Source organism: Arthrobacter sp. 10L424 (genome assembly GCF_056395325.1).
Genome location: NZ_JBFTJH010000001.1, coordinates 261,353 through 286,775, shown reverse-complemented (window position 1 = coordinate 286,775; position 25,423 = coordinate 261,353). Strand labels below are relative to the sequence as shown.

Genomic DNA, 25,423 nt, shown 5'->3' with positions numbered 1-25,423 from the left:
CTTAGCTGCCTGACTCGCCGGCCGCAGCTTCAATCTGCGAAAAAGCCTGCTCGAGGTCGGCGATGAGGTCCTCGACGTCCTCGATGCCGCAGGAGAGCCGGATCAGGTTGACGGGGACGGCCAGTTCGGTGCCCTTGACCGAGGCATGCGTCATTTCCGAGGGGTAGTTCATCAGGGATTCGATCCCGCCCAGGGACTCCGCGAGGGTGAACACCGAGGTCGATTCGGCCACCTTGCGTGCCGCCGCCTCGCCGCCCTTGAACTGCACGGAGATCATTCCGCCGAACTTCTTCATCTGCTTCTTCGCGAGCTCGTGGCCCGGGTGCGAAGGCAGTCCCGGGTACAGCACGGCCTCCACCTCGGGGCGCTGCAGCAGCCACTCGGCCACGGCCTGGGCGTTGTCGCTGTGCCGGTCCATCCGGACGCCGAGGGTCTTGAGCCCGCGCGTGGTGAGGAAGGCGTCCATCGGGCCGGAGATGGCACCGACGGCGAACTGCACGAAGCCGATCTTCTCCGCCAGTTCAGCGTCATTGACGATGATGGCACCGCCGACGACGTCGGAGTGCCCGCCGATGTATTTGGTGGTGGAGTGCACCACGATGTCGGCGCCGAGGGCCAGCGGGTTCTGCAGGTAGGGCGAGGCGAAGGTGTTGTCCACCACGAGGAGGGCGCCGGCGTCGTGCGCCACCTTGGCGAGGGCCTCGATGTCGGTGATCTTCATCATCGGGTTCGACGGCGTCTCCACCCACACGAGGCGGGTGTTGCTGGCCGCGACCGCCGCCGCGACGGCGTCGAGATTGGACATGTCCACCGGGGTGTTGCCGATGCCCCACTCCCCCAGCACCCGACTGATCAGCCGGTACGTGCCGCCGTACGCGTCGTTGCCGAGCACGATGTGGTCACCGGGGCGGGTGAGCGCGCGGATCATCGAGTCCTCGGCGGCGAGGCCGGAGCTGAAGGAGAACGCGGCGGTCCCGCCTTCCAGTGCGGCCAGCTGTTCCTGCAGGGAATCCCGGGTGGGGTTGGTCCCGCGGCCGTATTCGTAGCCGGCGCGGAGGACGCCGATCGCTTCCTGCGCGTAGGTGGAGGAGAAGTGCAACGGCGGCACGACGGCGCCGGTGCGCGGCTCGAACTCCTGGCCGGCGTGCACGGCGCGGGTGTTGAATCCGGGGGTTTTCGCGGAGGGGGTTTCTGGCAAAGACATGTGCGTTCCTTTCGTCCGGCGGCCGGGCGCCCGGGGAGGGCGGTCCGGTGTCCGGGTCAGTGTGCGGTCAGTTGCAGGTCAGTTGCTCAGGTAGGCGAGCAGGTCATGGCGGGTCAGGATCCCCACCGGGGCGCCGACAAACGTCACCATGAGGGTGTCCGCGTCGGAGAGGAGTTCGCGGGCCGTCGAGATCGATTCGAGCGAGCCGATCACCGGCAGCCGGGCCTCCATGTGTTCGGAGATCTTGTCCGACAGTTTGGCCTCGCCGCGGAACAGCTTCGCGGTCAGGGTGCGTTCATCGACGGCGCCGAGGACCTCGCCCATGACCACGGGCGGTTCCTGGGACAGGACCGGGATGTGCGAGACACCGTATTCGTTCATGATGTTGATGACGTCGCGGACGCTCTCATTGGGGTGGATGTGCACCAGGTCCGGCAGTTCCCCGGTCTTGGCCTTGAGGATTTCCCCCACGGAGGCTTCGTCGCCGCTGGCCAGGAAGCCGTAGGAGCGCATCCACTGGTCGTTGAAGATCTTGGCCAGGTAGCCGCGGCCGGAGTCCGGCAGGATCACAACGACGACGGCGTCGTCCGGCAGGCCCTTGGCGACCTGCAGCGCGGCGACGACAGCCATGCCGGAGGACCCGCCCACCAGCAGTCCTTCCTCGCGGGCGAGCCGGCGCGTCATCTCGAAGGAGTCTGCGTCGCTGACCGCGATGACGTCGTCCGGGACGTTCTTGTCGTAGTTGGCGGGCCACATGTCCTCGCCGACACCCTCGACGAAGTACGGCCGGCCGGTGCCGCCGGAGTAGACCGAGCCTGCCGGGTCGGCGCCGATGATCTTGACCCTGCCGCCGTCGGACTCCGCACGGTCCGCGGAGACTTCTTTGAGGTACCGGCCGGTGCCGGTAATGGTGCCGCCGGTGCCGGCGCCGATCACGCAGTGCGTGACGCGGCCGTCCGTGTCGCGCCAGATCTCCGGCCCGGTGGATTCGTAGTGGCTGGCCGGGGCGGCCGGGTTGGAGAACTGGTCCGGCTTGTAGGCTCCGGGGATTTCGGTGACCAGGCGGTCCGAGACGCCGTAGTAGCTGTGCGGGCTGTCCGGGGCGACGGCGGTGGGCGTCACTACGACCTCGGCGCCGTAGGCCTGGAGCACGGCGCGTTTGTCCTCACCGACCTTGTCCGGCACCACGAAGATGCAGCGGTAGCCCTTCTGCTGGGCCACCAGGGCCAGGCCGACGCCGGTGTTGCCCGAGGTGGGCTCCACGATGGTGCCGCCGGGCAGGAGCTGGCCGGTGCGTTCGGCCTCCTCGATCATCTTCACCGCGATGCGGTCCTTGATGGAACCGCCGGGGTTCAGGTATTCCAGCTTCACCAGGACCGTGGCCCCGATGCCGTCGGTAACGTGGTGCAGCTTGACGAGCGGCGTATGGCCGATGAGGTCCAGAACGGACTGGGCGTACTTCATAAGTACAAAGTTACCGTCTCCACCCGCCAGGGGCGGATTCGGGCACGTCGGGGCGGCCGCCCGGCGGCGCCGGATGCGAAGATAATGCGGTGAAGCGAGGGAGCGGCCGATGAGACTGAAGAGTTACCTGCTCCCCGCCGGCATGCTGGCCGCAGGGTGCGCCGCGCTGCTCACCGGGCTCCTGCCCTGGCCGGCGTTCCAGGAACTGGCCGGCCGCACCGTACCCGTCCTGGCGTTCGTTGTGGCGATGTCCCTTGTGACGGAAATGGTGGACGACGCCGGGCTGTTCCGGGTGGTGACGGAGCGTCTCGCCGCCCTGGGCCGGGGCCGGGTGTTCCTGCTGTGGCTGCTGGTGGTGGGCCTGGCCACCGTCTCCACCGTGTTCTTGTCCCTGGATACGACGGCGGTGCTGGTGACTCCGGTCGTCGTGCTGCTGGCGGTGCACGCGCGGATCCCGCCGCTGCCGTTTGCCCTGACCACGATCTGGCTGGCGAACACCGCCTCCCTGCTGCTGCCCGTTTCGAACCTGACCAACCTGCTGGCCCAGGACCGGCTCAACCTGAGTCCGGCCGGTTTCGCCAGCCTTGTGTGGGCCCCGGCGCTGGTGGGGATCCTGGTTCCGATCGTTCTCCTGTGGGTGGCTTTCCGGAAAGACCTGGCCGGCCGCTACGGGCCGCAGCCGGTCCACAAGGTGCGGGACAGGGTGCTGCTCTATTCGGCGTCGGGGGTGATGGTGCTGCTTCTCCCCGCACTTGTCTCCGGCGTGCCCGTGCAGTTCCCGGCGATGGCCGCGGCGGCGGTCCTGCTGGGCCTGTTCCTCTGGCGCCGCCGCTCTGCGCTGCACTGGTCCATGGTCCCCTGGCGGCCGCTCATGCTCACGTCGGGGCTGTTCATGGTGGTGGAGGCAATGCACGCGAACGGCCTGACGCAGGCCCTGGCCGGGATCGCCGGTTCCGGCGAAGGGCTGCCGGCCCTGCTGCAGCTCGCCGGCCTGGGCGCCGGGGCCGCGAATGCGGTCAACAACCTGCCGGCCTACCTCGCGCTGGAACCGGTGGGCGACTCGCCCGTGCGGCTCGCGGCGCTGCTGATCGGGGTGAACCTCGGCCCGCTGGTGACCCCGTGGGCGTCGCTGGCCACGCTGCTCTGGCACGAACGGCTCCGCACACTCAATGTCGAGATCAAGTGGGGAGGGTTCGCGGCGGCGGGGCTCGCCGCCGTCGTCCTCACCGTCCCGATTGCGGTCGTGGCTCTCTGGCTCGCCACGGGGATGCCCTGAGGCCGGCGTGCCCGCCTGATTCAGGCGCCGATGTCGTTTCCGGCGTCCGCAGAGCCGGTGTCTCCTCCGGGCGCGGTCTGCCACAGCCCGATAATGTTGCCTTCGGTGTCCCTGAAGTAGGCGGCCCAGCCCATGCTCCCGACTTCCTGCCGAGGCTGGACCGTGCTGCCGCCCAGGGAGTTGATCTTCTCCAGCGACGCGTCAATGTCGTCTACGTCCACCGTGACCAACGGGGAGGTGAGCTGTCCTTCGCGCCGGAACATACCGCCGTTGATGGACCCCGGCACGGAGGGCATGCCCGTTTCATCCGACGGCGTCGTCATGAGCATGGCGTAACTCATCTCGGGCACGGAGCTGATCTTCCAGCCGAACGCCGAGCTGTAGAACTCCCGTGCGCGGCTCGTATCGTCCGCGGGGATCTCGAAATGTACTACTCCACCAGCCATCACACTCTCCTAAGAACAAGGATCCGGGCCTAAGGGCAGGCGTGAGCGCTCCACGCCACAGCCGGAGTTTAGCCCCGGGCGCACCTGAGGTTAAGGGCCCAACGGCCCATGCCCTTGGCTGGGCCATGGCGGCCGCTGTCAGGCGTTCGTGGAATCATGGTCAGATGACCATTGCAGACGTCCCCGCCGGTTTGGCCGCCGCGGCTGACGCCTCGCTGCGGTGGCACCCGGGCGGTCCTTTCGACTTATCCCGGACGGTCGGCACGCTCCTGCGCGGGCACGGCGATCCGTCCATCCGCACGGCACCGGACGGCCTCTGGATGGCGTTCACGACGCCGTCGGGTCCCGCCACGCTCCGGCTGGCTGTGGCATATCCGCCGGACTGTCCGGATCCCGCCGTCGATGTCCGGGGCTGGGGGCCGGGCGCCGCCGATGCCGTCGATTCCGCGCCGCGGTTGCTGGGCCGCGACGACGACTGGTCCGCCTTTGATGAACCCGCGTTCCACGCCACCCTCCCCCGGATGGTTGTTGAGGCCCGACGCCGGAACCCCGCCGTGCGGCTGCCGGCCACCGGTCGCCTCATCGACGCCCTCGTGCCCACGATCCTGGAGCAGAAGGTCACCGTGATCGAGGCCCGGCGCGGCTACCGGTATCTGATGTACCGCTACGGAGCACCGGCGCCCGGCGCCGGCACCGTCGCCCCGGCTAACCTGATGGTCCAGCCCACGCCCGAGCAATGGCTGCACATTCCGTCCTGGGAATGGCACAAGGCCGGGGTTGGCCCGCAGCGTTCAGCGACCGTCATGCGCGCGCTGCGTTCCGCCGTCGCCCTGGAACGACTCGCTGCGCTCCCGGCCGCGGAGGCCTCCGCGAAGCTGCAGACGATTCCCGGCATCGGCGTCTGGACCGCGGCGGAGGTCGTCCAGCGCACGCACGGCTGCCCGGACTCCATTGCGGTGGGCGACTACCACCTCGCGGCGTATGTCGGTGCGGCACTGACCGGCCGCAGGACTGACGACGCCGGGATGCTCCGGCTGCTGGCCCCGTGGGCCGGGCACCGGCAGCGCGTGGTCCGGATGATCGGCCTGAGCGGCTTCCGCAAACCGACGTTCGGTCCGCGGATGACCATCCAGGACCACCGCGGCCACTAGCACCTTCTTAGAAGCAACGCGGGGTCACCTACGGCCCATCCGGGGCGCCTTTATGGGCGCCATCTGACCCCGCGTTGGGCAGGTCAGGTCAGGTGGCACGGAGTCGGGCACGTTTGATCCGGGCGACGACGCCCTCAAATTCGTCGGCCAGGTCATCGGCGTTGACTTTGAAGTAGGCCCAGCCGGCGTTGAGGAATGCCTCGTCGCGCCGGTTGTCCCGCGACTGCTGCTCGCGGGTGAGGTGATGGGAGCCGTCGTACTGCACCGCGACCCGGAATCTCCGGTAGCCGAGGTCCGCGGCGGGCGATCGGGCATCGTGCGGATCGAGCCGCAGCTGCAGTTCCGGTTCGGGCAGTCGCGCGTCCAGCAGCGCCAGACGCAGGAACGTCTCCGGGAAGGAGTCTGCGCCCACCCTCATCTCGTCCAGCGCGAGCCTGGCCTTTTCCACACCCTTCATGTTGGGGTGCTGGCGGATGAGCAGCCGCAACCCTGCCTTCTCGGCGTACGGTTCGGACCGCTGCTCGAACTCCGGCCGGGGTATACGGATGATCTGGTCGCCGAGGGCAATGAGGTAGTTGAGCGGCAGGACCGCGGCCAGATCCAGCCATGTCCGCGGCGGCGCCGTCACGGGGACGCCGTCGACGTCGGTCAGCTCGCCAGGGAGGCACCGCACGCGGTGGCCGATGACCCCGGCCCGCCGGACCCTGGGCAGTTCATGCGGCTTGCTGAGGTGGATGCTGGCACAGCCGCCCAGCCACGGCGGGAGACTCAGGAGGGTGAGGACGGCGGCGGTTTCGTGGGACACCCAAGCGCCGGGCGTGGCGGCTGTCAGCACACGAGCGCGTTCGATGATCTCCAGTTGGCGGCCGGCGGGCAGGTAGATGAGTCGACCGCCGTCGGACAGGTCCTTTGCCCGCAGTCGTTTGGGCTGGACACCCAGCTGGCGGGATTCGTAAACGGTGAACGGTGACCGGGCGAGGCCTTCGGGGAGGGGCGCAATGCGGACCATGCGCTCCATTGTGGCCTCGAAGAGGCGCCTGCGCAGGAGTTATCCACAGGCCCCCGGAACCACAACAACGCGGGGTCACCTACGGCCCATCCGGGCGTGGTTTATGGGCGCGATGTGACCCCGCGTTGCAAGGTAGTTGCGGCTAGAGCCCCAGCTTGGCCACCGCTTCCTGCCGCATGTCCACCTTGCGGATCTTGCCGGAGACCGTCATCGGAAAGCTCTCCCGCACGTCCACGTAGCGCGGGATTTTGTAGTGCGCCAGCTTCCCGCGGCAGAACTCGGCCAGGCTGCCGGCGTCCAGCGGCGCGGCGCCGGGTTTGAGGATGACGCAGGCCATCAGCTCCTCGCCGTACTTGGCGTCCGGCACGCCGATCACCTGCACGTCCTGGATATCCGGGTGCGTATAGAGGAATTCCTCGATCTCGCGGGGATAGACGTTCTCTCCGCCGCGGATCACCATGTCCTTGATCCTGCCCTCGATCACGATGTAGCCGTCCCCGTCCATCCGGGCCAGGTCCCCGGTGTGCATCCAGCCCTCGGCGTCAATCGCCTCGGCCGTCTTGTCCGGCTGGTTCCAGTACCCCTTCATGACCGAGTACCCGCGGGTGGACAGTTCGCCGATCTCGCCGCGCTGCATCACCTCCCCGGTCACCGGGTCCACCACCTGGCTCTCCAGGTGCGGCATGGTCCGGCCGACGCTTTCGGTGCGCTGCGCCATCGTGTCCACGCTGCGGGTCATGGTGGACACCGGCGAGGTCTCCGTCATCCCGTAGCAGATGGCCACATCCCGCATGTTCATCTCCGAGATGACCCGGTTCATCACCTCGATGGGACACAGCGAGCCCGCCATCACCCCCGTGCGCAGGGTGGACAGGTCGTAGGAGGCGAAGTCCGGCAGGGCGAGTTCGGCGATGAACATCGTGGGCACGCCGTACAGTGACGTCCCGCCGAAGTCCTGCACGGCTTCCAGCGCTGCGGCGGGCGTGAAACCGCGGCCCGGGATGATGGTGGCGCAGCCGTGGCTCAGGGCGGCCAGGTTTCCGATCACCATGCCGAAGCAGTGGTAGAACGGCACCGGCAGCACCACCCTGTCGTGCTCGGTGTACTCCAGCAGTTCGCCGATCGAGTAGCCGTTGTTCAGGATGTTGTAGTGCGAGAGCGTGGCCCCCTTGGGGAACCCCGTGGTGCCGGAGGTGTACTGCAGGTTGATCGCGTCGTGGGGGTCCAGCCCGGCCATCCGCGCCTTCAGCGCGGAATGGGCGACGTCGTCGGCCCGCTTGAGCAGCTCCGCCCAGGTCCGCTCCGCTTCCGTTTCCGGGTCGCCCGCCGTGAGGCCTGACAGGCCCGCGTCGGGCAGGAACACGAGTTCGCGCAGTTCGGGGCACTCAGCCAGCGCCCGCCGGGCCATGCCCGTGTAGTCGCTATTGCGGTCCGAAGGCGCCGCGACCAGCATCCGCATGCCGTTTTGCCTGACCACGAACTCCAGCTCATGGCTGCGGTAGGCAGGATTGACGTTGACCAGCACCGCCCCGACCTTGGCGGTGGCGTACTGCAGGATGGTCCATTCGGCACAGTTCGGGCTCCAAATGCCGATCCGTTCGCCCTTGGCCACGCCCAGGGCCAGCAGCGCGCGTGCCACGCGGTCGACGTCGTCGTTCAGCTTGGTATAGCTCCAGCGGCGGGCTTCCTGGCCCGGCACCGCCGCGGCCTCGATCAAGGCGTCCTGGTAGGGGAACCTGGCCACGATCCGTTCGAAGTTGTCGCCAATGGTTTCCTCGAGCAGCGGGACGTCAGTGTCCCCGGCTGTGTATGCAAGCATGGTGTGACGCTACCAACACTCGGCCGGCAAAAGAAGACTGAAGCTTGGATGTCCTACGAAATCGTCGGGACAGAAAGCCGCGGACCGGTATTGTAAAAACCATGAGCGCACTTGTAGACCTGCAGGCCATCTTCATCCCCAACGACGGCGAGTTCTTCCGTGTGAAGCTCGCGCTGGAGATCGCGATTGACGAGGTGGTCAACGAGCCCGGCTGCATCCGGTATGAGCTCACCGAGGCCAGCGAGGACAAGCTAGTACTGACCGAGCAGTGGGCCTCGCAGGAGGATCTGGACAAGCACTCGAAAGGCACCGCGGTCCAGGACCTCAATGAGTCCCTCAGCGCCCTGCTGGCCGAGCCGGTCCAGCTTGTGAACCTCTGACCCGGCTCTAAGAACCAAGGCAAAATAAAGTCAACGCGGGGTCACTCCGCGCCCGTTGATCACAAGATCATGGGCACGGAGTGACCCCGCGTTGCTGTATGGGTCTGCGCTATGCCATCCGGACGGGCTGCTAGGCCTCGGGGATCTGGCTGCCGTCCTGCTTGCCGGCCGCTGCGGCAGCCTCGGCCTGGGACCGGGCGACGTGTGCGTGGACTTCCTCCATGTCGAGGGCCTTGACGGCGTCAACCACCTGCTCCAGCTGCTGGGCATTCAGGGCGCCCGGCTGCGAGAACACGAGCACCTTTTCGCGGAACGCCATCAGCGTCGGGATGGACGTGATGCCGGCCTCGGCGGCGAGCTGCTGCTCGGCCTCGGTGTCCACCTTGGAGAAGACCACGTCCTGGTGCTTCTCGGAAACTGCGGCGTATGTGGGTCCGAACTGCTTGCACGGGCCGCACCATTCGGCCCAGAAATCAACGAGGACAATGTCATTGTCCTCGACGGTAGATGCGAACTGTTCACCTGTAATGTCTACGGTAGCCATGGATCAACGGTACGCGAGCGGCTCCGCCTTGTCCCCTGCATTTCGCTGTTGGCACACCCATGTGACGGCCCCCACCGGCGCCCGGGCGCAGCCCGTCCGCCGCCCCGGGGCATAGGACGCTGGCACCCGCGGCGGCCGCGGCCTACCAGCGGCCGGGCGTACGGCGCCTCAGGCCCAGACGTGCGGCGCCGGGCGCCGCGCCCCGGGCAGGGCGTTGGTCTCGCGCCATTCGTGGATCCATTCGGGCAGTTCAAGGTCCGCCGGGGGCGCTCCGAACTCCCGGATGATCTCTTCCTGGCTGACAGGCTTGCCCTTGCTGACCAGCCGGGTCGCGATGAAGGCGCGGGCGTAGATTTCCCCGTCCACCACCATCCGCTGCTCGAAGTAGATGGCTTTCTCGTCGAGGCCGATGATCTTCGTTTCGATCGTGTACCGCTGCCACAATTGCAGCGACCGGCGGAAGGCGATGGTCTCCCCTGCGGCCACGGGGCTCCAACCCCGGCGGCGCATGGCCTTCCAGGTTCCGCTGCGGGCCATCAGGTCGAACCGGCCCAGGTCCATCAGGGAAAAATACATGCCGTTGTTGACATGCATCGCGATGTCGATGTCAGTCGGGAGGACCTTCAGCGGCAGCGAGGACGTGTCCCAGATACTCAGCGGCGAGCGACGCGAGGACGTGAACAGCAGGAGGAGCGTGCGCAGGAGCAGATGCATGGGAACTATGTTACCCGCGGGTAACAACGCTGCCAAGGATCGAAACCGAGGCTTTGGGTCCCGGGCCCCTGATCAGCCAGCAGTTCCCGGCCCCGATCCCGCGTTGCTCCCCCGGGTCTGCGTGGGGCAGCACCAGCGCGGTGTTCTCGTCGACAGCCACGGCCTTCCCGATCATGCCGTGCACGACGGCGGCGACGGCACGCCCCAGCGTGCCGGCCTGTGCGGCGTGGACGTCGACAGCGAATGACACGAGGCCAAGCCCCTCGCGGAGCTTCACTTCCCCGAGCCCCTCGGATGCGTCCTCGGGACACACCTCGGCGCCGTTGACGAGGTAGCCGCCGACTATCGCCTGCTCCGGCGCGATCATGGCACCCGCAGAGAATCCCAGATACGGAGCGCCCGCCTGCACCGCGTGGCGGATGGCGGCGCCGGCCGGCGCCAGGGCCTCGGCGTAAACAGGGGTGGGGCCTCCCCCGACGACGATCGCGTCGACGCCGTCGAACACCCGCGGGTCCACGTGTTCCTGACGTCGAAGCAGGACGGTCACCACTTCACACGCCGTCCGGCGGTGCAGTGGATCCAGATAAGCGGGCAGGAAGTACGCGGCGCTGCCTTCGTGGTCAACCAGAACCACGGCGATCCGCGGCGTCCGGCTGCCCCCGGTGCGGCGCACCACTTCCGCCATGAACTGGTCGAAGATCACGGGAGTCGTTGTGGTGTCCGGGCCTCCGCCGACCAGAAAGATGCTCATGGCTTCAAGGTACCCGGATCGCGGCCCGGTGCGGCGCCGGCGTATTACGCTGTCCGGATGACAACAGACCTGACCGTCAGGGCAGCCGTGCCGGACGATGCCCCCGGCATCGCCCGCGTGCACATACAGGCCTGGCGCGAGTGCTACGCCCACCTGCTGCCGGCCGCCTCCCTTGCCGCGTTGGAGCACGGCCCGCGGGAGGCACGGTGGCGGAAGATAATTGCGGCCGCCGCCTCGGACACCTGGGTGGCCTGCCGGGCACAGGAGATCGTCGGCTGGGCGAGCGCCGGGGCCGGCCGTGATGAAGACGGACCCCGGCCACGGGAGCTGCAGGGCATCTACGTGCTGGCCAGCCAGTACGGCTCGGGGCCGGGGCAGTTGCTGCTGGACGCAGCCGTGGGCTGCGGCGGCGCCTACCTCTGGATTGCCGACGACAATCCCCGCGCGTTTGCCTTTTATGCCCGCAACGGTTTCGTCCCCGACGGTGCCACAGGTACGCAAGAGCTGGCCGGGACACCGGTCCGGATCCTTCGGATGGTGCGCTGAGCCGGCGCGCAGGGCCGCCCCCATGGCCGGCCGTGCGCAGCGTCAGTCCGCGGCGATCAGCTCGGCCTCGAAGCCGTCCGAATTCACCAGGTAGGCGGCAAAGTGGTCCGGGCCGCCGGCGTGCGGGTACTTTTCGGGGAACAGTTCACGCCAGCCGTGCCCGACGGCGTCCGCCGCCAGGGCGTCCACTCCGGCACGGTTCCCGGCGCTGAAGGCCAGGTGATTGAGTCCAGGAGCGGTCCGGTCATGCGTCCGGCCGCTCAGGGCCGGGGACTCCTCGACGACGATGTACGTCGGCCCCCGCCGCCAGCTGCACCCGTCCGGCCACGCCTGGTACTCCTGATAGCCCAGCCGGCCCAGGAGCCAGCCCCACTCGTCCTTGGCGCGGCCCAGGTCCGGCACCCACAGTTCGACGTGGTTCAGGGCTCCGAGGGATTCATCACTCATCCAGAGAGTCTCGCACGGCCGAGGGGCCCTGGCTCGTTCCGGAAACCGGCGGCCTCAGTACAGAATGCGCTGGAAGAGGATGTGGTCCTGCCAGCCTCCGGCAATATTGAGGTACGCCGGCGCCACACCGATCTCCGTGAACCCCGAGCGTTTGAGGATCTTCTGCGAGGCTCCATTGTGCAGCAGGGTCGCGGCCTGCAGCCGGTGCAGGCCCAGCTCCTCCCGGGCCGTGGCGATCGCGTAAGCCACGGCCGCCGACCCGATCCCGCGCCCGTTGTAGTCTTTGTCCACCCAGTACCCGAGGTGGGCGCTGAGGAACGGCCCCCGGACAATGCCGCTGAGGGTCATCAGCCCCACAATGGCGTCGGCGTCCGTCAGAACCCAGGGCACATCAGATCCGGCGATGAACAGGGCCAGCTTGGACTGGACGCTCATCATCTGGCCGTCCACGGTGAAGAACTCCTCGGCCCGTAGCGGCTCCCAGGGCGCCAGGTGTTCGCGGTTTCGCAGGTAGGCGGCGCACATGAGTTCTGCATCGGAGGCCCTCAACACCCGGATCCGGACGGTGCCGGCCAGGGGTTCGCTCTTAACGGTCATCCGAAAGCTCCGCGCCGGTTCAACCCGGTGTGAGCCAGTACGGCTGGGCGTGCCCCGCCGCCGAGGCCAGCACGTCCGCGCTGACCACGATGGACTCCTGATCCATGCCGACGTCGGCCCATTGCGCCACGATCCGCAGGTCGCCAGGTGTTGGCAGCGGCCACAGCCAGAACTTCACCGACGACGTGATCTCATCGTCACTGCCCGATCCGCCGCCGCCCCCGGCCGACGTCATCACCGGTCCCGGCCCCGGGTCGGCACCCTCGATCCCCCAGCGGGGCCCCTCGTCTGCCGTGGCTTTGCCCCCGTCGGGGTACGCCACACCGAGCCGGAATCCCCCGCCACCGCCCTGCGTGCCATACCGGAAGGACGGCCGGTTGAAGCACCGTTCGGTCAACAAGCCCCATTCGGCGTCGGTCTCGGTCCCCCGACGGATCGTCCAGACGAGGTCCAGCACGCAGCCCGTGGAGTAAACCTCCGCGCCCTTCACGGCCATCACCATCCGCTGGCTGCGCTGCAGGAACAGGCCTAGGGGCACCAGGGCAGGAAGTTCATCCGTCGGCGGAGCCGCCCACGGTGGAACCACGAATTTGGGCTGCCGCGGCCGCTCTGGAGGCGCTGGAAGGTCGTCAAAGAAGGACATGCCCTCATCCTTGCACCGTCGTCAACCCCCGCCCGGTACACAACCGCACCGGCTCAGATGGCGGGGCGCCTCCGTCCCAAATTCAGGACTCAGGATTCGTCGTCGTCATCATCGTCGTCATCCTCGCTCGAATCGCTTCCACGGACAATAACGCTTGCGACGCCGTGCAGGTCCATGAGGGGGAGGACGAGGTTGCGCAACGGATGGCGGCCGAAGAACCTGACCTCCATCGAGACCATCGGCTTCTGCTCGTCCCCGGTCCTGCGGGTACGCAAAATCGAGGAACTGAACCCCAGGGTGGTGGCGATTTCGAGGATTTGCCGCAACACCCCTTGGCCGTCGGCGTAGTCGATATGCATCACGCGGTTTCTGTCCACGGAGGGGATTCTGCGGACGGCTGGGGCAACCACGAACAGGGTAATAAGGTGGAAAATCGTCAGTACTGCGCCCAGGGAGACCATCCCGGCCCCGCAGGCCATGCCCACCGCGGCGGAAACCCAGATGGTGGCGGCCGTTGTGAGCCCACGAACCACGTCCCTTCCCTTGAAGATGACGCCGGCACCCAGGAAACCGATTCCGCTGACGATCTGGGCCGCGATGCGGGAAGGGTCCACGACGGCGCCGGGCTCCGTCACGAAGGCGAAGCCATAGGCTGACACGAGGGTAAAGGCGCACGAGCCGAGCCCCACCAGCACATGGGTCCGGTAGCCCGCGCTTTTCTGCCGGACCTGCCGCTCGATGCCGATCAGCGAACACAGCACGAACGTCGCGAGCAGCAGGCCTGCTTCCACCAGACTTGTGTCGGTGAAGAATTCGAACATGCCGCCCGCCTTCCTGGGCCGGTCGGTGCCAGCTGACCGGCCGGAGATCACTGTCCCTAAGGTGACTTTAGCAAGGCCGCCGCCAGTCGTCGTCGGGCACTGCCCTACCTTCGGCGGATCCCCCGCCCTAGTATGGAACAAAGCCGCCGTTTGGTCAGCGCGCGGCGGGGACTTGGGGGCCGCAATGCGTGAGAACAATGCCGTTTCGTCGACGTCACAGAACTTCGGCGACACCGTCAGTACGCTTCTGGAACTCGTGGTGGATAGCACCGGCGTCGCCGATTTCCTGGCCGAACTGGCCCGCCTGGCGGCGGAAGGGCTGTCCCGTCCGGATCGCGACGTTTCCTGCGGCGTCACCGTCACCCGTCGCAAGCAGCCCCCGTCATACGCGGGCAGCGCCGGAGAGGGATCCGTCAGCAACCTGCGGATCCCGCTTGACTTCGACGAGGAGTACTCCGCCGTCGTGAACCTCTACTCTCCGCAGCCTGGAGCCTTCTCCCCCGAAGACGCCGCGGAAGCGCGCCGGTTCGCCGCCGATGCCGCCCGGCCCCTGCTCCTGGCGCTCCGGATCTCCCAACTCAGGGAGTCCCGCGAGGACCTGGCCGCCGCGATGCAGTCGCGGACCATCATCGACATGGCAATCGGGGCGATCATGGCCCAGAACCGGTGCGGGCGGGATGCCGCGTTCAAGATTTTGCGGAATACGTCCAACAACAGAAACATGAAGATTCGGGACGTCGCGGCAGCAATGGTGGCCTCCATCGCCGGCGATACGGACTTCACCGCACGCTTCGAGGAGTGACACAGTGGATGACATTTACAATCTGGAACGGTTCGTCCTGGCCCAGGACGCAGGCGCAACCTACCAGCGCGCCCTCGACGAACTCCGGGGAGGTGCCAAGCGCACCCACTGGATGTGGTTCGTATTCCCCCAGATCGCCGGCCTCGGGCAAAGCCCCACCGCCCGGAAGTATGCCGTCACCGGAATGGATGAAGCGCAAGCCTACCTGCGGCACGCGGTGCTGGGTCCTCGGCTGGTTGAATGCGCCGGGGTCGTGGCCGGACTCGAGGGCAGCACCGCGGGGCAGATATTCGGTGGCATCGACGAACGGAAGTTGCACTCCTCAATGACGCTCTTCCTCCGGGCGGACCCGCAGCAGAGCATGTTCGGGACGGTTCTCACCAAGTACTTCGCGGGGCTGCCCGATGCGGCCACAGACCGGCTTCTTGCCGGACCGGACTGACCCGGGCTACCCGCCCGGCGCCGCAATCGCGGTAATCATCCGCTCCATGCGGGCGACGCCGGCGTAGCGGCCGGCGTTATCCGTCACCAAAAGTGGCTCAAACCGGCTGGACGCGGCGCGGGTCATGGACCGGGCCAGCGCCTCGCTCAGCGGGGTGTCCAGGTTCACGCGCATCCCCGGGCTCACCATGCCCAGGCCAGCGGCGACGGGGTCCAGCACAGCAACAGGCCGGAGATGGTCTCCGATCAGAACCACCGACTGGAGCGCCGCGTTCCGGGCGAAGGCTTCCGCGGCGAGCGCGGCGGTGGTGGCCGTCGTCGCGGTTTCGAGGACGTCGCGGATGACGGCCTTGTGGGTCACCGGCGGTTTCGAGGCGAGCCGGTGGGCCAGGTCCAGGTCAATGCCGGCCCACGACGGCGCGGGCCGGGCCAGGTAGTAGCCCTGCACCAGCGGGACCCCGAGGGAGACCAGCGCATCGAGTTCCTCCACGCGCTCCACGCCCTCGGCGAGGATCCACGCATCGACCCTGCCGGCAAAAGTGCCGAGCATCTCGATCAGCGCGCGCTTGGCCTCGTCGCGGTCCACATCCTGGATCAGTTCACGGTCGATCTTGATCAGCGAGGGACGCAACGACAGTAGGTGCCGCAGTCCCGCATAGCCGGCCCCGGCGTCGTCGACGGCAATCAGCGCCCCGGCGGCACGCAGCTGGTTTAGGTCCGGTTCCAGCCCAACGTAGGAATCGATGGGGGTCTGCTCGGTGAGTTCGACGACGATCCCGCCCAGGCTCCCCTCGTTCCGCCATACGCTCCGGATCTCCTCGGTGGCCAGCAGTTCGGGTGAGACGTTGAGGGTCAGGAAGCAGTTGGGCGGCAAGGTGGAGCGGGCTGCGAGCGCAGTCCGCAGAGCCGCCGATTCCAGTTCCGCGGATCGCCCATGGGCCCGCGCAGCCGAGAACCACACTTCTGGGTTCTTCTCGGCGTGGCCCGGGAAGCGTGCCAGAGCTTCGTAGCCCACTACCGTGCCACGAGCCGTGTCGACGATCGGCTGGTAGGCCGCGGCCAGGCCTTCACCGCGGCAGGCGGCCGCCAAGCGCTCTTCCCATTCCGGGCCCGGAGGCACTCCGGCGCTGGACGCTGACCCGCCTGCCGCGGGACTGCTCAACTAACCGGAACGATTGCTTTGTGGACTGACTGGACCACTTCGGCCGGCAGTTCCACCAGGCCATGCACGGACGCAGCGTGGGCGGCGACATTGACCAGGATTTCATCTTCCGTGCTGCAAACCCATTTGGCTTCACAACCGGGCACTACGTCACCACATGCAAACGATTTCACTAAGGCTCCTTATATTCGACGGCGAACGTGCACCACCCTACTGCGCTACCGGCTGGAATCCGGCGATATCCGCCCATCGGCCACCGGGTGTTGTGGGCGGCTGCGGCGGTGTACTTTGACTCCATGATCAGGATTGGCTCCATCGTCATCCGTGTTGATGACCTCCAGCGCCAACTGGACTTCTGGACGGCTGCTCTGGACTACGTGCCGCGGCGGCCTCCCGAAGAAGACTTCGTTGTCCTCGGGCCAAGGGATGGGCCCGGCCCCAATGTCTCCCTGGACCGCGTCCCCGCCCAGGTCCAGATCCCGCCCCGAATCCACCTCGACCTCTATTCGGAGCAGCAGACGCGCGATGTGGACCGGCTGCTGCGCCTGGGCGCGACCCGCGTGGAATGGAGCAAGCGTCCCGCGGATGCGGACTACGTCATCCTGGCCGATCCCGAGGGCAACCGCTTCTGCGTGGTGGACACCGCGCGCCCGTAGCCCGCCAGGCTAGGGCCGGTCCCCCGGCGTCGAAGCCTGCCGGGCCGCAGTTTCAATGGCGGCGCAGTGGGCTGCCCATTCGTCCGGGGTCCGCTGGGAGAGGTTGGGGTCGTCGGGGCGCTGGCCGGCCGTCCGGTCAATGAGTTCGCGCAGGATATCGGCGTGGCCGAGGTGATGGGCCGTTTCGACGCACATGTGCACCAGAATCTGCTGCAGGGTCACGTGCCGCCGCTCCCCTGCCCACCACGGGACCTGTCCGGGGGCGTCGAGCGGGAGCGCGTCGATCGTCGCATCGCTGTGCGCTGCCGAGAGCCGGTGCAGTCCGATGATCTGTTCCCGCGTTTCGTCAGCGGTCACCCACAGGTCGGCATCCGGTGCCGCGTCATCAGCGAACCACGGCAGTTCCACACCGCTGGGCCGGCCGAAGACGTCGCCGAAGTATCCGAGTTCAACGCTTGCCACGTGCTTGACCAGACCCAGCAGGTTGGTCCCGGTCGGCGTCATCGGCCGTCGGACGTCGTATTCGCTGAGCCCGTCGAGCTTGCCGAGCAGGTCGGCGCGCCGGGTGCGCAGGTAGCTGTGCAGAATCGCTTTGTCATCCATGACGCGCACTCTACCGAAGGATCGTTCGGGACCAGGTCACGTCAGCGGAGGAACCGCTCAGAATGTCTTGGGGAGCGCATGCGGGTTGACGGGACGGTCCTCGTCCAGTGAAGACGGCTCCCTGGTGGCGTAGCTCCGCGCCGTGTTCAGATTGCGGGAACGCCGGAACAACCCGTAGCCAAGAATTCCCAGCCCGCCTGCCAGCAGCGCCAGCCCGAGAATGAAAAGACCCGTCGCTCCGGCATCGGCCACGCCGGAAGTCACCTGAAACAGCGGCGTCGGCAGGACAAAAAGTGTGGCGGCCAGGGCTGCGCTTCCCACCGCGATCTGCCATGTTCCCTTGGACTTCATGGTTCCCCCTCCATTGTGTCGGTCAGGGTTCAGTAAACCGGTTCCCCAGCCAAAGCGGAAGGCCCGGGCAAGGTATCGACGCCGGGCGGGATGGGGAGGAGGATTAAGTGGCAGTCACGATAAGGAGGTCAGTGATGTGCTATCAGTACAACAGGGAATTCCGGCGGGACATCAAGAAGGATGAAGCAAAGGAACCGAAGGCGCGCCCGGAGCCCCGGGCGGAAACGCCTGACTTCAAGTTCTGGGCCTTCCCCCGCCGCAGCAGGGAATTCACGGTCGAGGATCCGGCGCAGGCCGGCCGGACCCGCGAGAGGGTATAGCCCGGAAACCAACGGAAGGCTCCTCCACGAGGGGCCTTCCGCGCGACCGGCCACCTGCCCTGCGGACACACCGGTGAACGTGGGGGAGACTGGAAGTCCCCCACAGCGAAGGCAGGACCACATTGATCAGTCTCCAGCAGGACGACGAAGGCTTCATTCGCATGAAGCGGCACTTCCCCGGCACCGCCGTCGTTTCCGTCACCTTTAACGACGGATCCTCGGAGGAGTTCTCCGGCCAGCGGCTCAACGCGATCTATGACGAGGCCATGGCCGTGTACCGGGCGGGGAATCACTTGGACGCAAAGGGATTCTCCCGGGCGCCGAAAAAGACGGTGCAGCCCACGAACAAGATCGAGTTCGTTGCTGTGCACCCCGGCATGGGCAAATAGCCTCTCAGCAGCCCATTGACACGGCGGAACGGGCGGATTATTCTACAACCAAATGGTTGTAGATCAGTTGAGGGATGCCGACATTGACCGCCTGTTCCAGGCGTTCGCCGACGCCACCCGCCGGGACATTGTCACGCGGGTGACTGCCGGCGAGTATTCGGTGTCAGGGCTGGCAGAGCACTACGCCATGAGTTTCGCCGCCGTACAAAAGCACGTGGCGGTGCTGGAGCGTGCCTCCCTCGTTACGAAGGAGAAGCGCGGACGGGAGCAGATCGTGCGGGCCCACCACGATGGCCTACAACGCGCCCGACGGCTGCTCGATGACTACGAAACGATCTGGCGGCAGCGGGCCGACCGGATCGCCGACATTCTCGCAGAGGGATAGGAAGAGTTCCGTTATGACCGTTATCAGTTCGCAGAAAAACGCCGAGACCCTGAGCCTCACCGTCGTCGCCGAGTTCGACGCGGGAGTCGAGCGCGTCTGGCAGGTCTGGGAAGATCCGCGCCAGCTTGAGCGCTGGTGGGGGCCACCCACCTGGCCCGCGACCTTCGACGGCCACGACTTCGTGTCCGGAGGCAAGGCCAGCTACTACATGACCGGGCCCGAAGGCGAGAAGAGCCGGGGCTGGTGGCGGTTTACCGCCATCGAGGCGCCACACCGCCTGGAGTTCGACGACGGTTTCGCCGACGAGAACGGCGATCCGATTCCCGCGATGGGCACGAGCCATGCCGTGATGAGGCTCGAGGCGGTGGGCGACCGCACCCGGATGACCATGGTGTCGACCTTTGACTCCGCCGATGCGCTGGAGCAGGTCCTCGCCATGGGCATGGAAGAGGGGATAAAGCAGGCCCTGGGCCAGATCGACGCCATCCTCGCCGGGTCCAACGTCCGCTGAATGCAGCCGGTCCGTGCCGGCTGCAGACTCGCGAGGAAACACCCCCGCACGTGCCTTCCCTGGCCGGTGCGGGGGTGTTTTCTCGGGTCATAGCACTACCCGACGTGACTACCCGGCGAGAATCTTCGCCTTCTGCGCCCCGAACTCCTGTTCCGTGAGAATGCCCTGCTCCTTCAGCGCGGCGAGCTCTTTGAGCTGCTGGATGGCGTCGTTTGAGATACCTCCGCCGGCGGGCGGGGGTGGAGCCGGCTGCTCGTAAACGGGTTGCTGCTGGGCCATCTGGGCATCGTAGGCCTCCTGCTGCTTGGCCGCGGTCGCGGCATCCTTCTCGGCGAACTTGGAAGCCTGCCTGCGCTGGACGCGGCCGCTGACGGCAGATGCCGTCCCGGCAACCACTGCTGTCCGGGCCATACCCCTAAGCAGTCCCATAATCTTTCTCCTCTCGCGTGGCGTCTTGTGGGTCAGGCAACGGGTGACTCGGCCTCGAGGGCCTCCAGCGCCGCCATCACGTCTGGGGCAGGGATCCGCGTGCTCGCGACGAGCTCGCCCCCGCTCTCGCGAACAGCCGCCACAAAAGGTGCCGCCCAGATGTTCTCGTAAACGATGAGCGCGGCGAGGCTCCCGGGGAGGATCGCGTCTGCCGCTTCCGCGATTTCCTCGTCGCCGAGAATTCCGGAGTGCGCGCCGTCGAAGTATGAGAACGCCTCCGCGGGACCGCCTGGGTCAGTGAGCTCAAGCACCTCCACGGTGCCGTCCTCGTTCTTCATGACGACGAGCAGATCGAAGAGCCTGATCACACCCTCCTCGACGAGCCGTATGAGTTCCTCACTTGCCCGGCCCGTCAGCCCTGCCATGGGGAACTCGAGGAGCACGAAGTCGACCGGCCCGTGGGCCTCGGTTTCCGGTGTGGTTGTCACTGGCATTCCTCCGTTCTGGTTCGAGCGCACTGTCCGGCGCGCTCGTCTTAGTCTGGACTTTGTGTGCTGGGCGGTAACCACCCCCGTCGGGTGATTCCCGCGGCGGGCAGCCGGTCCTGTCGTGCCCTGGACGGCCTCCCTTCAGGGTGCGTTGCTGCCGGGTCATGGTGATGCTTCTTGTACTTCCTGTCCCACGCCCGGCCGAATAGCAGGCAGATGTGATTCTCAGCAGGGTGTTCCTGGGACCACTACATCGCCAACGAACGTCCGCCGCATCATCCCTTTCGGGTGAGCCCACAACCGTCCGGCGTGACGGTGCCGGCAGGCTGGCAAGAGTCAGGTTTGACGCTCGGATCGGCGAGCTGGCGGGACCGGCGCACAGCGGGGTCGGCCACCACAGCCGCCCCAACCAATCCGGTAGTGAGGTAGTCGCCGGACAGGTGTCCGGAGTCTGCGAGTGCGGCCACGGTGCGGTTGCGCCAGTAGTCGTCATGCCGCAGATGGGTGATTGCGCCGGGCACGGTGAGTCATCGGTGGCCCGCTCGGCCATTACGCTGAGATTCCAGCTAAGCACGTGGCACAGAGTTAGGGAGGCAACCGCCCGGATTCGACCAGACCAAGGACGGTGCCAGGAGCCGGCTGGTCCGGTCACTGGGCCCACGTAGGATCTGCACATGACGATTGACGAGTGGGAACGCCGTATCGCCGACTTCTGGACGGCTTTCGAAGCATCGCCGGGGGATGGGGAGGACATCCTTGACGAGCTTGACGGGCTCGCAGCCGCCTCGCCCGCGTCGGACGGCCGGGCACATTTTGAACGCGCCTGCATCCGCGATTCCACCGGCCGGACCGCCAGCGCTGTCGCGTTTTACGAGGCGGGGCTGGCTGCCGGGCTGGACCCCGTCCGGCACACCCGCGCCCATGTGCAGATGGCCAGCTCGCAGCGGGCACTCGGCCATCCCGACGAGGCGCTGAAAATTCTCTCCCGCGCCGATCCACACGCGCTGGGCGGGGCACCCAGCGCAGTAAGGGCCCTGGCCCTCCGGGACGCCGGCCGGCACGATGAGGCCCTCCGTGTCGCGCTCGAAGCCCTCATCCCCCACCTGCCCCGGTATCAGCGCTCCATGGCGAACTACGCGAGACTCCTGACTGAAGACTAGGGCTCGGAGCCGACGGGGCGCTCCGAAGAATGCCGCCCGCCGTCGGGGGCGGGATTGAACACCATTCCGGCTTTAGGGTTCTGTGTCCGCGGCGTGTCCGTGTCAACGTGCCCCCGGCCGCAGCCGTTTGCATAGCGCCCGTCGGCTTCAGCGCGCGGGGTGACTCACGCGATGCCTAAGGGCAGATCCGGGCGCGTATGCGGCGCCGATCCGCACTGACCTGCATGCACAACCCTTCAGAGGGCAAAGAAAAAGCCTCCGGAACCTGATGGTTCCGGAGGCTTTTCCAAGGGTGGCAGATGAGGGATTCGAACCCCCGTAGGCGTTGCCAGCTGATTTACAGTCAGCCCCCTTTGGCCGCTCGGGTAATCTGCCGAACTTCAAAAGAAGATCACTCGCGGCTTCCGTCTTCAGAACGCCTGTTTCCAGTCCGTTCCGCTTCCAGTAACCGCGGGCAAGACAACTTTACAGAACTTCCGCCGAAGAATCGAATCGGCGCTCTGTGGCATCAAGAAGCCCGGAAATTCAGGCATCTCCAAGGATGCGGCCGGCAAGTTTGGACTCGAACTTCGCGGCTTGCTCCTCCGTGATCTGGTTCAGCTGCACGGCGCGCGCCAGATCGGCGTGGACCCCGTCCAGCCTCGAGGAGGCGTCAGCGGCGGGGCTGAAGATGATCGAGGCCGCCAGCGTGGCCGCCGCCACGGACGTCGCGGCCGTCGCGAATCCGCCCGCGGCGGCAGCGGTGGAACGGATGACATAACGGACGGCCTTGTGCTGCATGGATTTGTACCTTTCGAGCGACTCTTCCAACTCCTGCAACTCTGCCGGGCGAATCTTCGTTCCCGCCCTGACTCAGCTTTGAGCGGACTGTGAACGGGACAACGCCCCGCCGACCATCACAACCAGGGCATCCGTACTAGGCTGGATTGCAGACACGATGGCCCTTCACCGGGCACACCCCCAACCATCAGGAGGACAGTCATGGCAGGCGAATCCACATTCGACGTCGTCAGCAAGGTAGACAAGCAGGAAGTCGCCAACGCGCTGAACCAGGCGCAGAAGGAGCTGGTCCAGCGCTACGACTTCAAGGGCGTCGGCGCCGAGGTCGATTTCAGCGGCGAGAAGATCCTCATGAAGGCCAACTCCGAGGAGCGGGTGCTCGCCGTCCTGGACGTGCTGCAGTCCAAGCTCATCCGCCGCGGCATCTCCCTGAAGTCCCTGGACACGGGCGAGCCCTACCCGTCCGGCAAGGAGTTCCGGCTCGAGGCCACCATCAAGGAGGGCATCGCCCAGGACCTCGCCAAGAAGATCAACAAGCTCATCCGCGACGAAGGGCCCAAGTCCGTCAAGTCGCAGATCCAGGGCGACGAACTCCGCGTGACGTCCAAGTCCCGCGACGATCTCCAGGAGACCATGAACCTGCTGAAGGGCTTCGACGAGGCCGACCTCCAGTTCGTGAACTTCCGCAGCTAGCCGCGCCTCCGCGGCTCAAATTTCCTGACGCTGCACTAAAGGGCTGTCGCACCGGGGATACCCGCGTCGGCAGCCCTTTGCGCGTCATGGATCCACCTGCGCGTCGGTAGCAGAAAGCGCCCCCGGACGGATGCACCCCGTAACCGCCGAACTACCCCAGCGGCCGGCCGGCCATCCGCTCCAGCCTGCCGATGCGCTCACTCATCGGCGGATGCGTCGAGAACATTTTCGCGACACCGCCGGCGCGGAACGGGTTCGCGATCATCAGGTGCGAGGCGTTGACCAGCCGCTGGTCCTGCGGCAGCGGCGCGAGCTGCACGCCCTGCTCGATCTTGCGCAGGGCTGAGGCGAGCGCCAGCGGGTCCCCCGTGAGCTTGGAACCGTCCTCGTCGGCGTCGAACTCCCTGGTCCGGGAGATCGCCATCTGGATCAGCGAGGCGGCAAACGGCGCCAGCAGCGCCATGGCAATCGCGGCGATCGGGTTGGCGTTGCGCCGGTCCCCGCCGCCGCCGAAGATCAGGAACATCTGCGCCACCGAGGTGATGACGCCGGCGACGGCGGCAGCGACGGACGAGGTCAGGATGTCCCGGTTGTAGACGTGCATCAGCTCGTGGCCCAGCACGCCGCGGAGTTCCCGGGCGTCGAGCAGCCGGAGGATGCCCTCGGTGCAGCACACGGCGGCGTTCTGCGGGTTCCGGCCGGTGGCGAAGGCGTTCGGGGCCATCGTGGGCGAGAGGTAGATTCGCGGCATCGGCTGCTGCGCCGTGGCGGAGAGCTCCCGGACGATCTGGTGGAGCTGGGGCGCTTCGGCCTCTGTCACGGGATAAGCCTGCATGGACCGGATGGCGATCTTGTCACTGTTCCAGTAGCCGTAGGCCGTGGTGGCGACGCCGACCAGCGCCATGATCCAGATCGGCGCGGAACTGCCCAGGCTGGAGGCCATCAGCGCGCCGAGGCCCAGGAGCACTGCCCACAGCACTCCGAAAAGGGCCGCGGTCTTCAGTCCGTTGTGATGCTGATGCACTGTTCCTCCAAGTCGTCCCGCTGTGGACCCACACCCGGAAAACGTTCCGCTACGGCACCGGGTTCCGCGCGTCGTACTTCAGGAAGCCCGACTGCCAGTGCGCCACGGCCCAGGCCACCGCGATGCACAAAAGACCGCCCAAAAGCAGGACCCAGCCTTCACTCAGAATTTTAGTCCCACCACCGGCGAGCATGTCCCCCACCCTGGGTCCGCCGGCCACCACCACGATGAACACGCCCTGCAGGCGGCCGCGAAGATGGTCCGGCGTGGAGGCCTGCAGGATCGTGGTGCGGAAGACGGCACTGACGGAGTCGGCGATTCCGGCCAGCCCGCAACACACGGCGGCGGGCAGCAGCCACCACGTGACGCCGTCGGCCCCGGATTTCCCCGCGAGCACAACGACGAGGCCGAGGCCGGCGATCGAGGCGCCCCAGCCCATCACGGACCAGACGACGGCGGTCCCCTGCCGCCGGACCGCCCCCAGCGGCCCCGAGAAAAGCCCTGCCAGGAACGCGCCGACGGCGGTGGAGGCGAGCAGGATCCCCACTGTGGCCTCGCCGCCGCCGATCATCACCGCGCCGATCGCGGGCAGCAGCGCCCGGGGCTGGGCGAAGATCATCGCGACGAGGTCGATGATGAAGGTCATCCGCAGGTTGGGGCGCGTGCCGAGGAAGCGGAAGCCTTCGACGACGGACCGCAGTCCCGCCGGCCGCGCATGTTCCCCCGGCGGCATGGGGGGAAGCTTCAGCAGCGCCCACAACGCGAACGCGAAGGTGCCGACGTCGATCGTGTAGGTCCAGGCGAACCCGACCGTGGCCACCAGCAGCCCCGCCACCAGCGGACCTGCGGTCAGCGTAAGGCCGAAACTGATCATGCTCAGGGCGTTGGCGGCCGGCAGGAGCTCCTTGCGGACCAGCAGCGGGATGATGGCGCTGCGGGCCGGCTGGTTGATGGCCTGCGCGCCGCTCTGCACCGCAACCAGGACGTACAGCACCCAGACGTTGCCCAGCTGCAGCCAGGCCTGCAGGGCGAGGCAGGCGGTGGTCAGCCACAGCACCGAGGAAGCCAGGAGCGCCACTTTGCGGCGGTCGTGGGCGTCCGCGATCGAGCCGCCCAGCAGGCCGCCGAAGACCAGCGGGACGAGGGCGAAAATGCTCAACAGTCCCACATAGAGGCTGTCCTGGGTGAGCCGGTAGACCTCCAGGCTCACGGCGACCAGGGTCAGCTGGCTGCCCAGAGCAGCGACAGCGGACCCCAGCCACAGGCGGCGGAATGCCGGACTCTCGCGCAAGGGCGTGATGTCCGCCAGATATTTCCCCACCCGGGACACTCTAGTGGGGCGTGTGGGCCTGATGAGACGCAGGTGGCGCGCAGACCCGGCAGCATTGCGGCGGTGTCATTAGCCGGACCTTATTAT

34 protein-coding genes and 1 tRNA gene are annotated in these 25,423 nt (G+C 67.1%); 13 read left to right on the top strand and 22 right to left on the bottom strand.

Annotation, left to right across the window (positions count from 1 at the left end):
- Position 1: 1 nt before the first annotated feature.
- Both AC1DC5_RS01340 and AC1DC5_RS01335 read right to left on the bottom strand, forming a co-directional pair.
- On the bottom strand, positions 2 to 1,204 hold the full coding sequence (locus tag AC1DC5_RS01340; protein WP_476863942.1) for a cystathionine gamma-synthase: 1,203 nt from the start codon (positions 1,202 to 1,204) through the stop codon (positions 2 to 4).
- A 78-nt stretch (positions 1,205 to 1,282) separates the two neighbouring features.
- Positions 1,283 to 2,668, bottom strand: coding sequence for a cystathionine beta-synthase (locus tag AC1DC5_RS01335; RefSeq protein WP_476863941.1), 1,386 nt, complete (start codon positions 2,666 to 2,668; stop codon positions 1,283 to 1,285).
- Between the two features lie 109 nt (positions 2,669 to 2,777).
- Between AC1DC5_RS01335 and AC1DC5_RS01330 the strand changes: the two genes are divergently transcribed.
- Complete coding sequence (locus AC1DC5_RS01330) at positions 2,778 to 3,944, top strand: SLC13 family permease (protein ID WP_476863940.1); 1,167 nt, start codon at positions 2,778 to 2,780, stop codon at positions 3,942 to 3,944.
- A 20-nt stretch (positions 3,945 to 3,964) separates the two neighbouring features.
- Here AC1DC5_RS01330 and AC1DC5_RS01325 read toward each other — a convergent pair whose 3' ends face one another.
- Complete coding sequence (locus AC1DC5_RS01325) at positions 3,965 to 4,390, bottom strand: VOC family protein (RefSeq protein WP_476863939.1); 426 nt, start codon at positions 4,388 to 4,390, stop codon at positions 3,965 to 3,967.
- A 164-nt stretch (positions 4,391 to 4,554) separates the two neighbouring features.
- Between AC1DC5_RS01325 and AC1DC5_RS01320 the strand changes: the two genes are divergently transcribed.
- Positions 4,555 to 5,541, top strand: a complete 987-nt coding sequence (locus AC1DC5_RS01320) for a DNA-3-methyladenine glycosylase family protein (RefSeq protein WP_476863938.1) — start codon at positions 4,555 to 4,557, stop codon at positions 5,539 to 5,541.
- An 88-nt stretch (positions 5,542 to 5,629) separates the two neighbouring features.
- On the opposite strand, the gene AC1DC5_RS01315 is transcribed toward AC1DC5_RS01320, so the two are convergent.
- Both AC1DC5_RS01315 and AC1DC5_RS01310 read right to left on the bottom strand, forming a co-directional pair.
- The gene (locus AC1DC5_RS01315; protein WP_476863937.1) at positions 5,630 to 6,559 is read right to left on the bottom strand and encodes an endonuclease domain-containing protein; all 930 of its coding nucleotides are present in this window, start codon (positions 6,557 to 6,559) and stop codon (positions 5,630 to 5,632) included.
- A 133-nt stretch (positions 6,560 to 6,692) separates the two neighbouring features.
- A complete protein-coding gene (locus tag AC1DC5_RS01310) occupies positions 6,693 to 8,369 on the bottom strand; it encodes an AMP-binding protein (RefSeq protein WP_476863936.1) in 1,677 nt (558 codons plus the stop codon).
- A gap of 101 nt (positions 8,370 to 8,470) precedes the next feature.
- On the opposite strand from AC1DC5_RS01310, the gene AC1DC5_RS01305 reads away from it, so the two are divergent.
- Positions 8,471 to 8,749, top strand: a complete 279-nt coding sequence (locus AC1DC5_RS01305; protein ID WP_476863935.1) for a putative quinol monooxygenase — start codon at positions 8,471 to 8,473, stop codon at positions 8,747 to 8,749.
- A 130-nt stretch (positions 8,750 to 8,879) separates the two neighbouring features.
- Here the strand turns inward: AC1DC5_RS01305 and trxA are convergent, their stop codons facing one another.
- The 3 genes from trxA to AC1DC5_RS01290 form a co-directional block, all read right to left on the bottom strand.
- Complete coding sequence (gene trxA, locus AC1DC5_RS01300) at positions 8,880 to 9,293, bottom strand: thioredoxin (RefSeq protein WP_224047339.1); 414 nt, start codon at positions 9,291 to 9,293, stop codon at positions 8,880 to 8,882.
- A 168-nt stretch (positions 9,294 to 9,461) separates the two neighbouring features.
- Positions 9,462 to 10,007: an acyl-CoA thioesterase gene (locus AC1DC5_RS01295; protein WP_476863934.1), complete on the bottom strand. Its 546-nt coding sequence runs from the start codon at positions 10,005 to 10,007 to the stop codon at positions 9,462 to 9,464.
- 10 nt (positions 10,008 to 10,017) lie between these two features.
- On the bottom strand, positions 10,018 to 10,758 hold the full coding sequence (locus AC1DC5_RS01290) for a Type 1 glutamine amidotransferase-like domain-containing protein (RefSeq protein ID WP_476863933.1): 741 nt from the start codon (positions 10,756 to 10,758) through the stop codon (positions 10,018 to 10,020).
- A gap of 57 nt (positions 10,759 to 10,815) precedes the next feature.
- On the opposite strand from AC1DC5_RS01290, the gene AC1DC5_RS01285 reads away from it, so the two are divergent.
- Complete coding sequence (locus AC1DC5_RS01285; protein WP_476863932.1) at positions 10,816 to 11,304, top strand: N-acetyltransferase family protein; 489 nt, start codon at positions 10,816 to 10,818, stop codon at positions 11,302 to 11,304.
- 42 nt (positions 11,305 to 11,346) lie between these two features.
- On the opposite strand, the gene AC1DC5_RS01280 is transcribed toward AC1DC5_RS01285, so the two are convergent.
- From AC1DC5_RS01280 to AC1DC5_RS01265, 4 genes are all read right to left on the bottom strand, one after another.
- The gene (locus tag AC1DC5_RS01280) at positions 11,347 to 11,751 is read right to left on the bottom strand and encodes a VOC family protein (RefSeq protein WP_441406909.1); all 405 of its coding nucleotides are present in this window, start codon (positions 11,749 to 11,751) and stop codon (positions 11,347 to 11,349) included.
- A 54-nt stretch (positions 11,752 to 11,805) separates the two neighbouring features.
- Positions 11,806 to 12,348 (bottom strand): GNAT family N-acetyltransferase, encoded by a 543-nt coding sequence (locus AC1DC5_RS01275; RefSeq protein ID WP_476863931.1) that lies wholly within the window; start codon positions 12,346 to 12,348, stop codon positions 11,806 to 11,808.
- Positions 12,349 to 12,367: 19 nt separating this feature from the next.
- Positions 12,368 to 12,991 (bottom strand): hypothetical protein, encoded by a 624-nt coding sequence (locus AC1DC5_RS01270; RefSeq protein WP_441406907.1) that lies wholly within the window; start codon positions 12,989 to 12,991, stop codon positions 12,368 to 12,370.
- An 89-nt stretch (positions 12,992 to 13,080) separates the two neighbouring features.
- A complete protein-coding gene (locus AC1DC5_RS01265) occupies positions 13,081 to 13,812 on the bottom strand; it encodes an MgtC/SapB family protein (protein ID WP_476863930.1) in 732 nt (243 codons plus the stop codon).
- A gap of 184 nt (positions 13,813 to 13,996) precedes the next feature.
- On the opposite strand from AC1DC5_RS01265, the gene AC1DC5_RS01260 reads away from it, so the two are divergent.
- Both AC1DC5_RS01260 and AC1DC5_RS01255 read left to right on the top strand, forming a co-directional pair.
- Positions 13,997 to 14,614 carry an ANTAR domain-containing response regulator gene (locus AC1DC5_RS01260; protein ID WP_441406905.1) on the top strand — a complete coding sequence of 206 codons (618 nt, stop codon included), beginning with the start codon at positions 13,997 to 13,999 and terminating at the stop codon, positions 14,612 to 14,614.
- A gap of 4 nt (positions 14,615 to 14,618) precedes the next feature.
- Positions 14,619 to 15,056, top strand: coding sequence for a DUF1810 domain-containing protein (locus tag AC1DC5_RS01255; protein WP_441406904.1), 438 nt, complete (start codon positions 14,619 to 14,621; stop codon positions 15,054 to 15,056).
- A gap of 6 nt (positions 15,057 to 15,062) precedes the next feature.
- Here AC1DC5_RS01255 and AC1DC5_RS01250 read toward each other — a convergent pair whose 3' ends face one another.
- Together AC1DC5_RS01250 and AC1DC5_RS01245 are read right to left on the bottom strand one after the other, a co-directional pair.
- Positions 15,063 to 16,145, bottom strand: a complete 1,083-nt coding sequence (locus tag AC1DC5_RS01250; RefSeq protein ID WP_441406903.1) for an EAL domain-containing protein — start codon at positions 16,143 to 16,145, stop codon at positions 15,063 to 15,065.
- Between the two features lie 68 nt (positions 16,146 to 16,213).
- Positions 16,214 to 16,390 (bottom strand): DUF1059 domain-containing protein, encoded by a 177-nt coding sequence (locus AC1DC5_RS01245; RefSeq protein WP_441406902.1) that lies wholly within the window; start codon positions 16,388 to 16,390, stop codon positions 16,214 to 16,216.
- 123 nt (positions 16,391 to 16,513) lie between these two features.
- On the opposite strand from AC1DC5_RS01245, the gene AC1DC5_RS01240 reads away from it, so the two are divergent.
- Positions 16,514 to 16,873, top strand: a complete 360-nt coding sequence (locus AC1DC5_RS01240) for a VOC family protein (protein ID WP_441406901.1) — start codon at positions 16,514 to 16,516, stop codon at positions 16,871 to 16,873.
- Positions 16,874 to 16,882: 9 nt separating this feature from the next.
- Here the strand turns inward: AC1DC5_RS01240 and AC1DC5_RS01235 are convergent, their stop codons facing one another.
- Both AC1DC5_RS01235 and AC1DC5_RS01230 read right to left on the bottom strand, forming a co-directional pair.
- Positions 16,883 to 17,476 carry a DinB family protein gene (locus tag AC1DC5_RS01235; protein ID WP_441406900.1) on the bottom strand — a complete coding sequence of 198 codons (594 nt, stop codon included), beginning with the start codon at positions 17,474 to 17,476 and terminating at the stop codon, positions 16,883 to 16,885.
- Positions 17,477 to 17,533: 57 nt separating this feature from the next.
- A complete protein-coding gene (locus AC1DC5_RS01230) occupies positions 17,534 to 17,827 on the bottom strand; it encodes a hypothetical protein (protein WP_441406899.1) in 294 nt (97 codons plus the stop codon).
- 131 nt (positions 17,828 to 17,958) lie between these two features.
- Here AC1DC5_RS01230 and AC1DC5_RS01225 point away from each other — a divergent pair, with 131 nt between their 5' ends.
- From AC1DC5_RS01225 to AC1DC5_RS01210, 4 genes are all read left to right on the top strand, one after another.
- Positions 17,959 to 18,147 (top strand): hypothetical protein, encoded by a 189-nt coding sequence (locus AC1DC5_RS01225; protein ID WP_441406898.1) that lies wholly within the window; start codon positions 17,959 to 17,961, stop codon positions 18,145 to 18,147.
- Between the two features lie 122 nt (positions 18,148 to 18,269).
- Entirely contained in the window at positions 18,270 to 18,536 is a 267-nt protein-coding gene (locus AC1DC5_RS01220) for a hypothetical protein (RefSeq protein ID WP_441406897.1), read from the top strand.
- A gap of 52 nt (positions 18,537 to 18,588) precedes the next feature.
- On the top strand, positions 18,589 to 18,921 hold the full coding sequence (locus tag AC1DC5_RS01215; RefSeq protein ID WP_441406896.1) for an ArsR/SmtB family transcription factor: 333 nt from the start codon (positions 18,589 to 18,591) through the stop codon (positions 18,919 to 18,921).
- 13 nt (positions 18,922 to 18,934) lie between these two features.
- Positions 18,935 to 19,432: an SRPBCC family protein gene (locus AC1DC5_RS01210; protein ID WP_441406895.1), complete on the top strand. Its 498-nt coding sequence runs from the start codon at positions 18,935 to 18,937 to the stop codon at positions 19,430 to 19,432.
- Between the two features lie 108 nt (positions 19,433 to 19,540).
- Here AC1DC5_RS01210 and AC1DC5_RS01205 read toward each other — a convergent pair whose 3' ends face one another.
- A complete protein-coding gene (locus AC1DC5_RS01205; RefSeq protein ID WP_441406894.1) occupies positions 19,541 to 19,861 on the bottom strand; it encodes an SHOCT domain-containing protein in 321 nt (106 codons plus the stop codon).
- A gap of 32 nt (positions 19,862 to 19,893) precedes the next feature.
- Positions 19,894 to 20,349: a DUF6325 family protein gene (locus AC1DC5_RS01200; RefSeq protein ID WP_441406893.1), complete on the bottom strand. Its 456-nt coding sequence runs from the start codon at positions 20,347 to 20,349 to the stop codon at positions 19,894 to 19,896.
- A gap of 674 nt (positions 20,350 to 21,023) precedes the next feature.
- Between AC1DC5_RS01200 and AC1DC5_RS01195 the strand changes: the two genes are divergently transcribed.
- Positions 21,024 to 21,509: a tetratricopeptide repeat protein gene (locus AC1DC5_RS01195; protein ID WP_441406891.1), complete on the top strand. Its 486-nt coding sequence runs from the start codon at positions 21,024 to 21,026 to the stop codon at positions 21,507 to 21,509.
- A 293-nt stretch (positions 21,510 to 21,802) separates the two neighbouring features.
- Here AC1DC5_RS01195 and AC1DC5_RS01190 read toward each other — a convergent pair.
- A tRNA-Tyr gene (locus AC1DC5_RS01190) sits at positions 21,803 to 21,884 on the bottom strand.
- A 150-nt stretch (positions 21,885 to 22,034) separates the two neighbouring features.
- On the bottom strand, positions 22,035 to 22,289 hold the full coding sequence (locus AC1DC5_RS01185) for a hypothetical protein (RefSeq protein WP_441406890.1): 255 nt from the start codon (positions 22,287 to 22,289) through the stop codon (positions 22,035 to 22,037).
- Between the two features lie 201 nt (positions 22,290 to 22,490).
- On the opposite strand from AC1DC5_RS01185, the gene AC1DC5_RS01180 reads away from it, so the two are divergent.
- Positions 22,491 to 22,982, top strand: a complete 492-nt coding sequence (locus AC1DC5_RS01180; protein WP_441406889.1) for a YajQ family cyclic di-GMP-binding protein — start codon at positions 22,491 to 22,493, stop codon at positions 22,980 to 22,982.
- A gap of 151 nt (positions 22,983 to 23,133) precedes the next feature.
- Here AC1DC5_RS01180 and htpX read toward each other — a convergent pair whose 3' ends face one another.
- Together htpX and AC1DC5_RS01170 are read right to left on the bottom strand one after the other, a co-directional pair.
- Complete coding sequence (gene htpX / locus AC1DC5_RS01175; RefSeq protein WP_441406888.1) at positions 23,134 to 24,006, bottom strand: zinc metalloprotease HtpX; 873 nt, start codon at positions 24,004 to 24,006, stop codon at positions 23,134 to 23,136.
- A 49-nt stretch (positions 24,007 to 24,055) separates the two neighbouring features.
- Complete coding sequence (locus AC1DC5_RS01170; protein WP_476863929.1) at positions 24,056 to 25,327, bottom strand: MFS transporter; 1,272 nt, start codon at positions 25,325 to 25,327, stop codon at positions 24,056 to 24,058.
- Between the last annotated feature and the right edge of the window lie 96 nt (positions 25,328 to 25,423).

Coding starts and splice junctions, on each gene's coding strand:
- AC1DC5_RS01280 (WP_441406909.1), bottom strand. CDS start 11,751: ATGAGTGATGAATCCCTCGGAGCCCTGAACCACGTCGAACTGTGGGTG.
- AC1DC5_RS01260 (WP_441406905.1), top strand. CDS start 13,997: ATGCGTGAGAACAATGCCGTTTCGTCGACGTCACAGAACTTCGGCGAC.
- AC1DC5_RS01205 (WP_441406894.1), bottom strand. CDS start 19,861: ATGGGACTGCTTAGGGGTATGGCCCGGACAGCAGTGGTTGCCGGGACG.
- AC1DC5_RS01340 (WP_476863942.1), bottom strand. CDS start 1,204: ATGTCTTTGCCAGAAACCCCCTCCGCGAAAACCCCCGGATTCAACACC.
- AC1DC5_RS01325 (WP_476863939.1), bottom strand. CDS start 4,390: ATGGCTGGTGGAGTAGTACATTTCGAGATCCCCGCGGACGATACGAGC.
- AC1DC5_RS01230 (WP_441406899.1), bottom strand. CDS start 17,827: ATGAAGTCCAAGGGAACATGGCAGATCGCGGTGGGAAGCGCAGCCCTG.
- AC1DC5_RS01295 (WP_476863934.1), bottom strand. CDS start 10,007: ATGCATCTGCTCCTGCGCACGCTCCTCCTGCTGTTCACGTCCTCGCGT.
- AC1DC5_RS01330 (WP_476863940.1), top strand. CDS start 2,778: ATGAGACTGAAGAGTTACCTGCTCCCCGCCGGCATGCTGGCCGCAGGG.
- AC1DC5_RS01335 (WP_476863941.1), bottom strand. CDS start 2,668: ATGAAGTACGCCCAGTCCGTTCTGGACCTCATCGGCCATACGCCGCTC.
- AC1DC5_RS01320 (WP_476863938.1), top strand. CDS start 4,555: ATGACCATTGCAGACGTCCCCGCCGGTTTGGCCGCCGCGGCTGACGCC.
- AC1DC5_RS01265 (WP_476863930.1), bottom strand. CDS start 13,812: ATGTTCGAATTCTTCACCGACACAAGTCTGGTGGAAGCAGGCCTGCTG.
- AC1DC5_RS01310 (WP_476863936.1), bottom strand. CDS start 8,369: ATGCTTGCATACACAGCCGGGGACACTGACGTCCCGCTGCTCGAGGAA.
- AC1DC5_RS01240 (WP_441406901.1), top strand. CDS start 16,514: ATGATCAGGATTGGCTCCATCGTCATCCGTGTTGATGACCTCCAGCGC.
- AC1DC5_RS01305 (WP_476863935.1), top strand. CDS start 8,471: ATGAGCGCACTTGTAGACCTGCAGGCCATCTTCATCCCCAACGACGGC.
- AC1DC5_RS01215 (WP_441406896.1), top strand. CDS start 18,589: ATGGTTGTAGATCAGTTGAGGGATGCCGACATTGACCGCCTGTTCCAG.
- AC1DC5_RS01315 (WP_476863937.1), bottom strand. CDS start 6,559: ATGGAGCGCATGGTCCGCATTGCGCCCCTCCCCGAAGGCCTCGCCCGG.
- AC1DC5_RS01180 (WP_441406889.1), top strand. CDS start 22,491: ATGGCAGGCGAATCCACATTCGACGTCGTCAGCAAGGTAGACAAGCAG.
- AC1DC5_RS01195 (WP_441406891.1), top strand. CDS start 21,024: ATGACGATTGACGAGTGGGAACGCCGTATCGCCGACTTCTGGACGGCT.
- AC1DC5_RS01285 (WP_476863932.1), top strand. CDS start 10,816: ATGACAACAGACCTGACCGTCAGGGCAGCCGTGCCGGACGATGCCCCC.
- AC1DC5_RS01210 (WP_441406895.1), top strand. CDS start 18,935: ATGACCGTTATCAGTTCGCAGAAAAACGCCGAGACCCTGAGCCTCACC.
- AC1DC5_RS01235 (WP_441406900.1), bottom strand. CDS start 17,476: ATGGATGACAAAGCGATTCTGCACAGCTACCTGCGCACCCGGCGCGCC.
- trxA (WP_224047339.1), bottom strand. CDS start 9,293: ATGGCTACCGTAGACATTACAGGTGAACAGTTCGCATCTACCGTCGAG.
- AC1DC5_RS01275 (WP_476863931.1), bottom strand. CDS start 12,348: ATGACCGTTAAGAGCGAACCCCTGGCCGGCACCGTCCGGATCCGGGTG.
- AC1DC5_RS01270 (WP_441406907.1), bottom strand. CDS start 12,991: ATGTCCTTCTTTGACGACCTTCCAGCGCCTCCAGAGCGGCCGCGGCAG.
- AC1DC5_RS01185 (WP_441406890.1), bottom strand. CDS start 22,289: ATGCAGCACAAGGCCGTCCGTTATGTCATCCGTTCCACCGCTGCCGCC.
- AC1DC5_RS01290 (WP_476863933.1), bottom strand. CDS start 10,758: ATGAGCATCTTTCTGGTCGGCGGAGGCCCGGACACCACAACGACTCCC.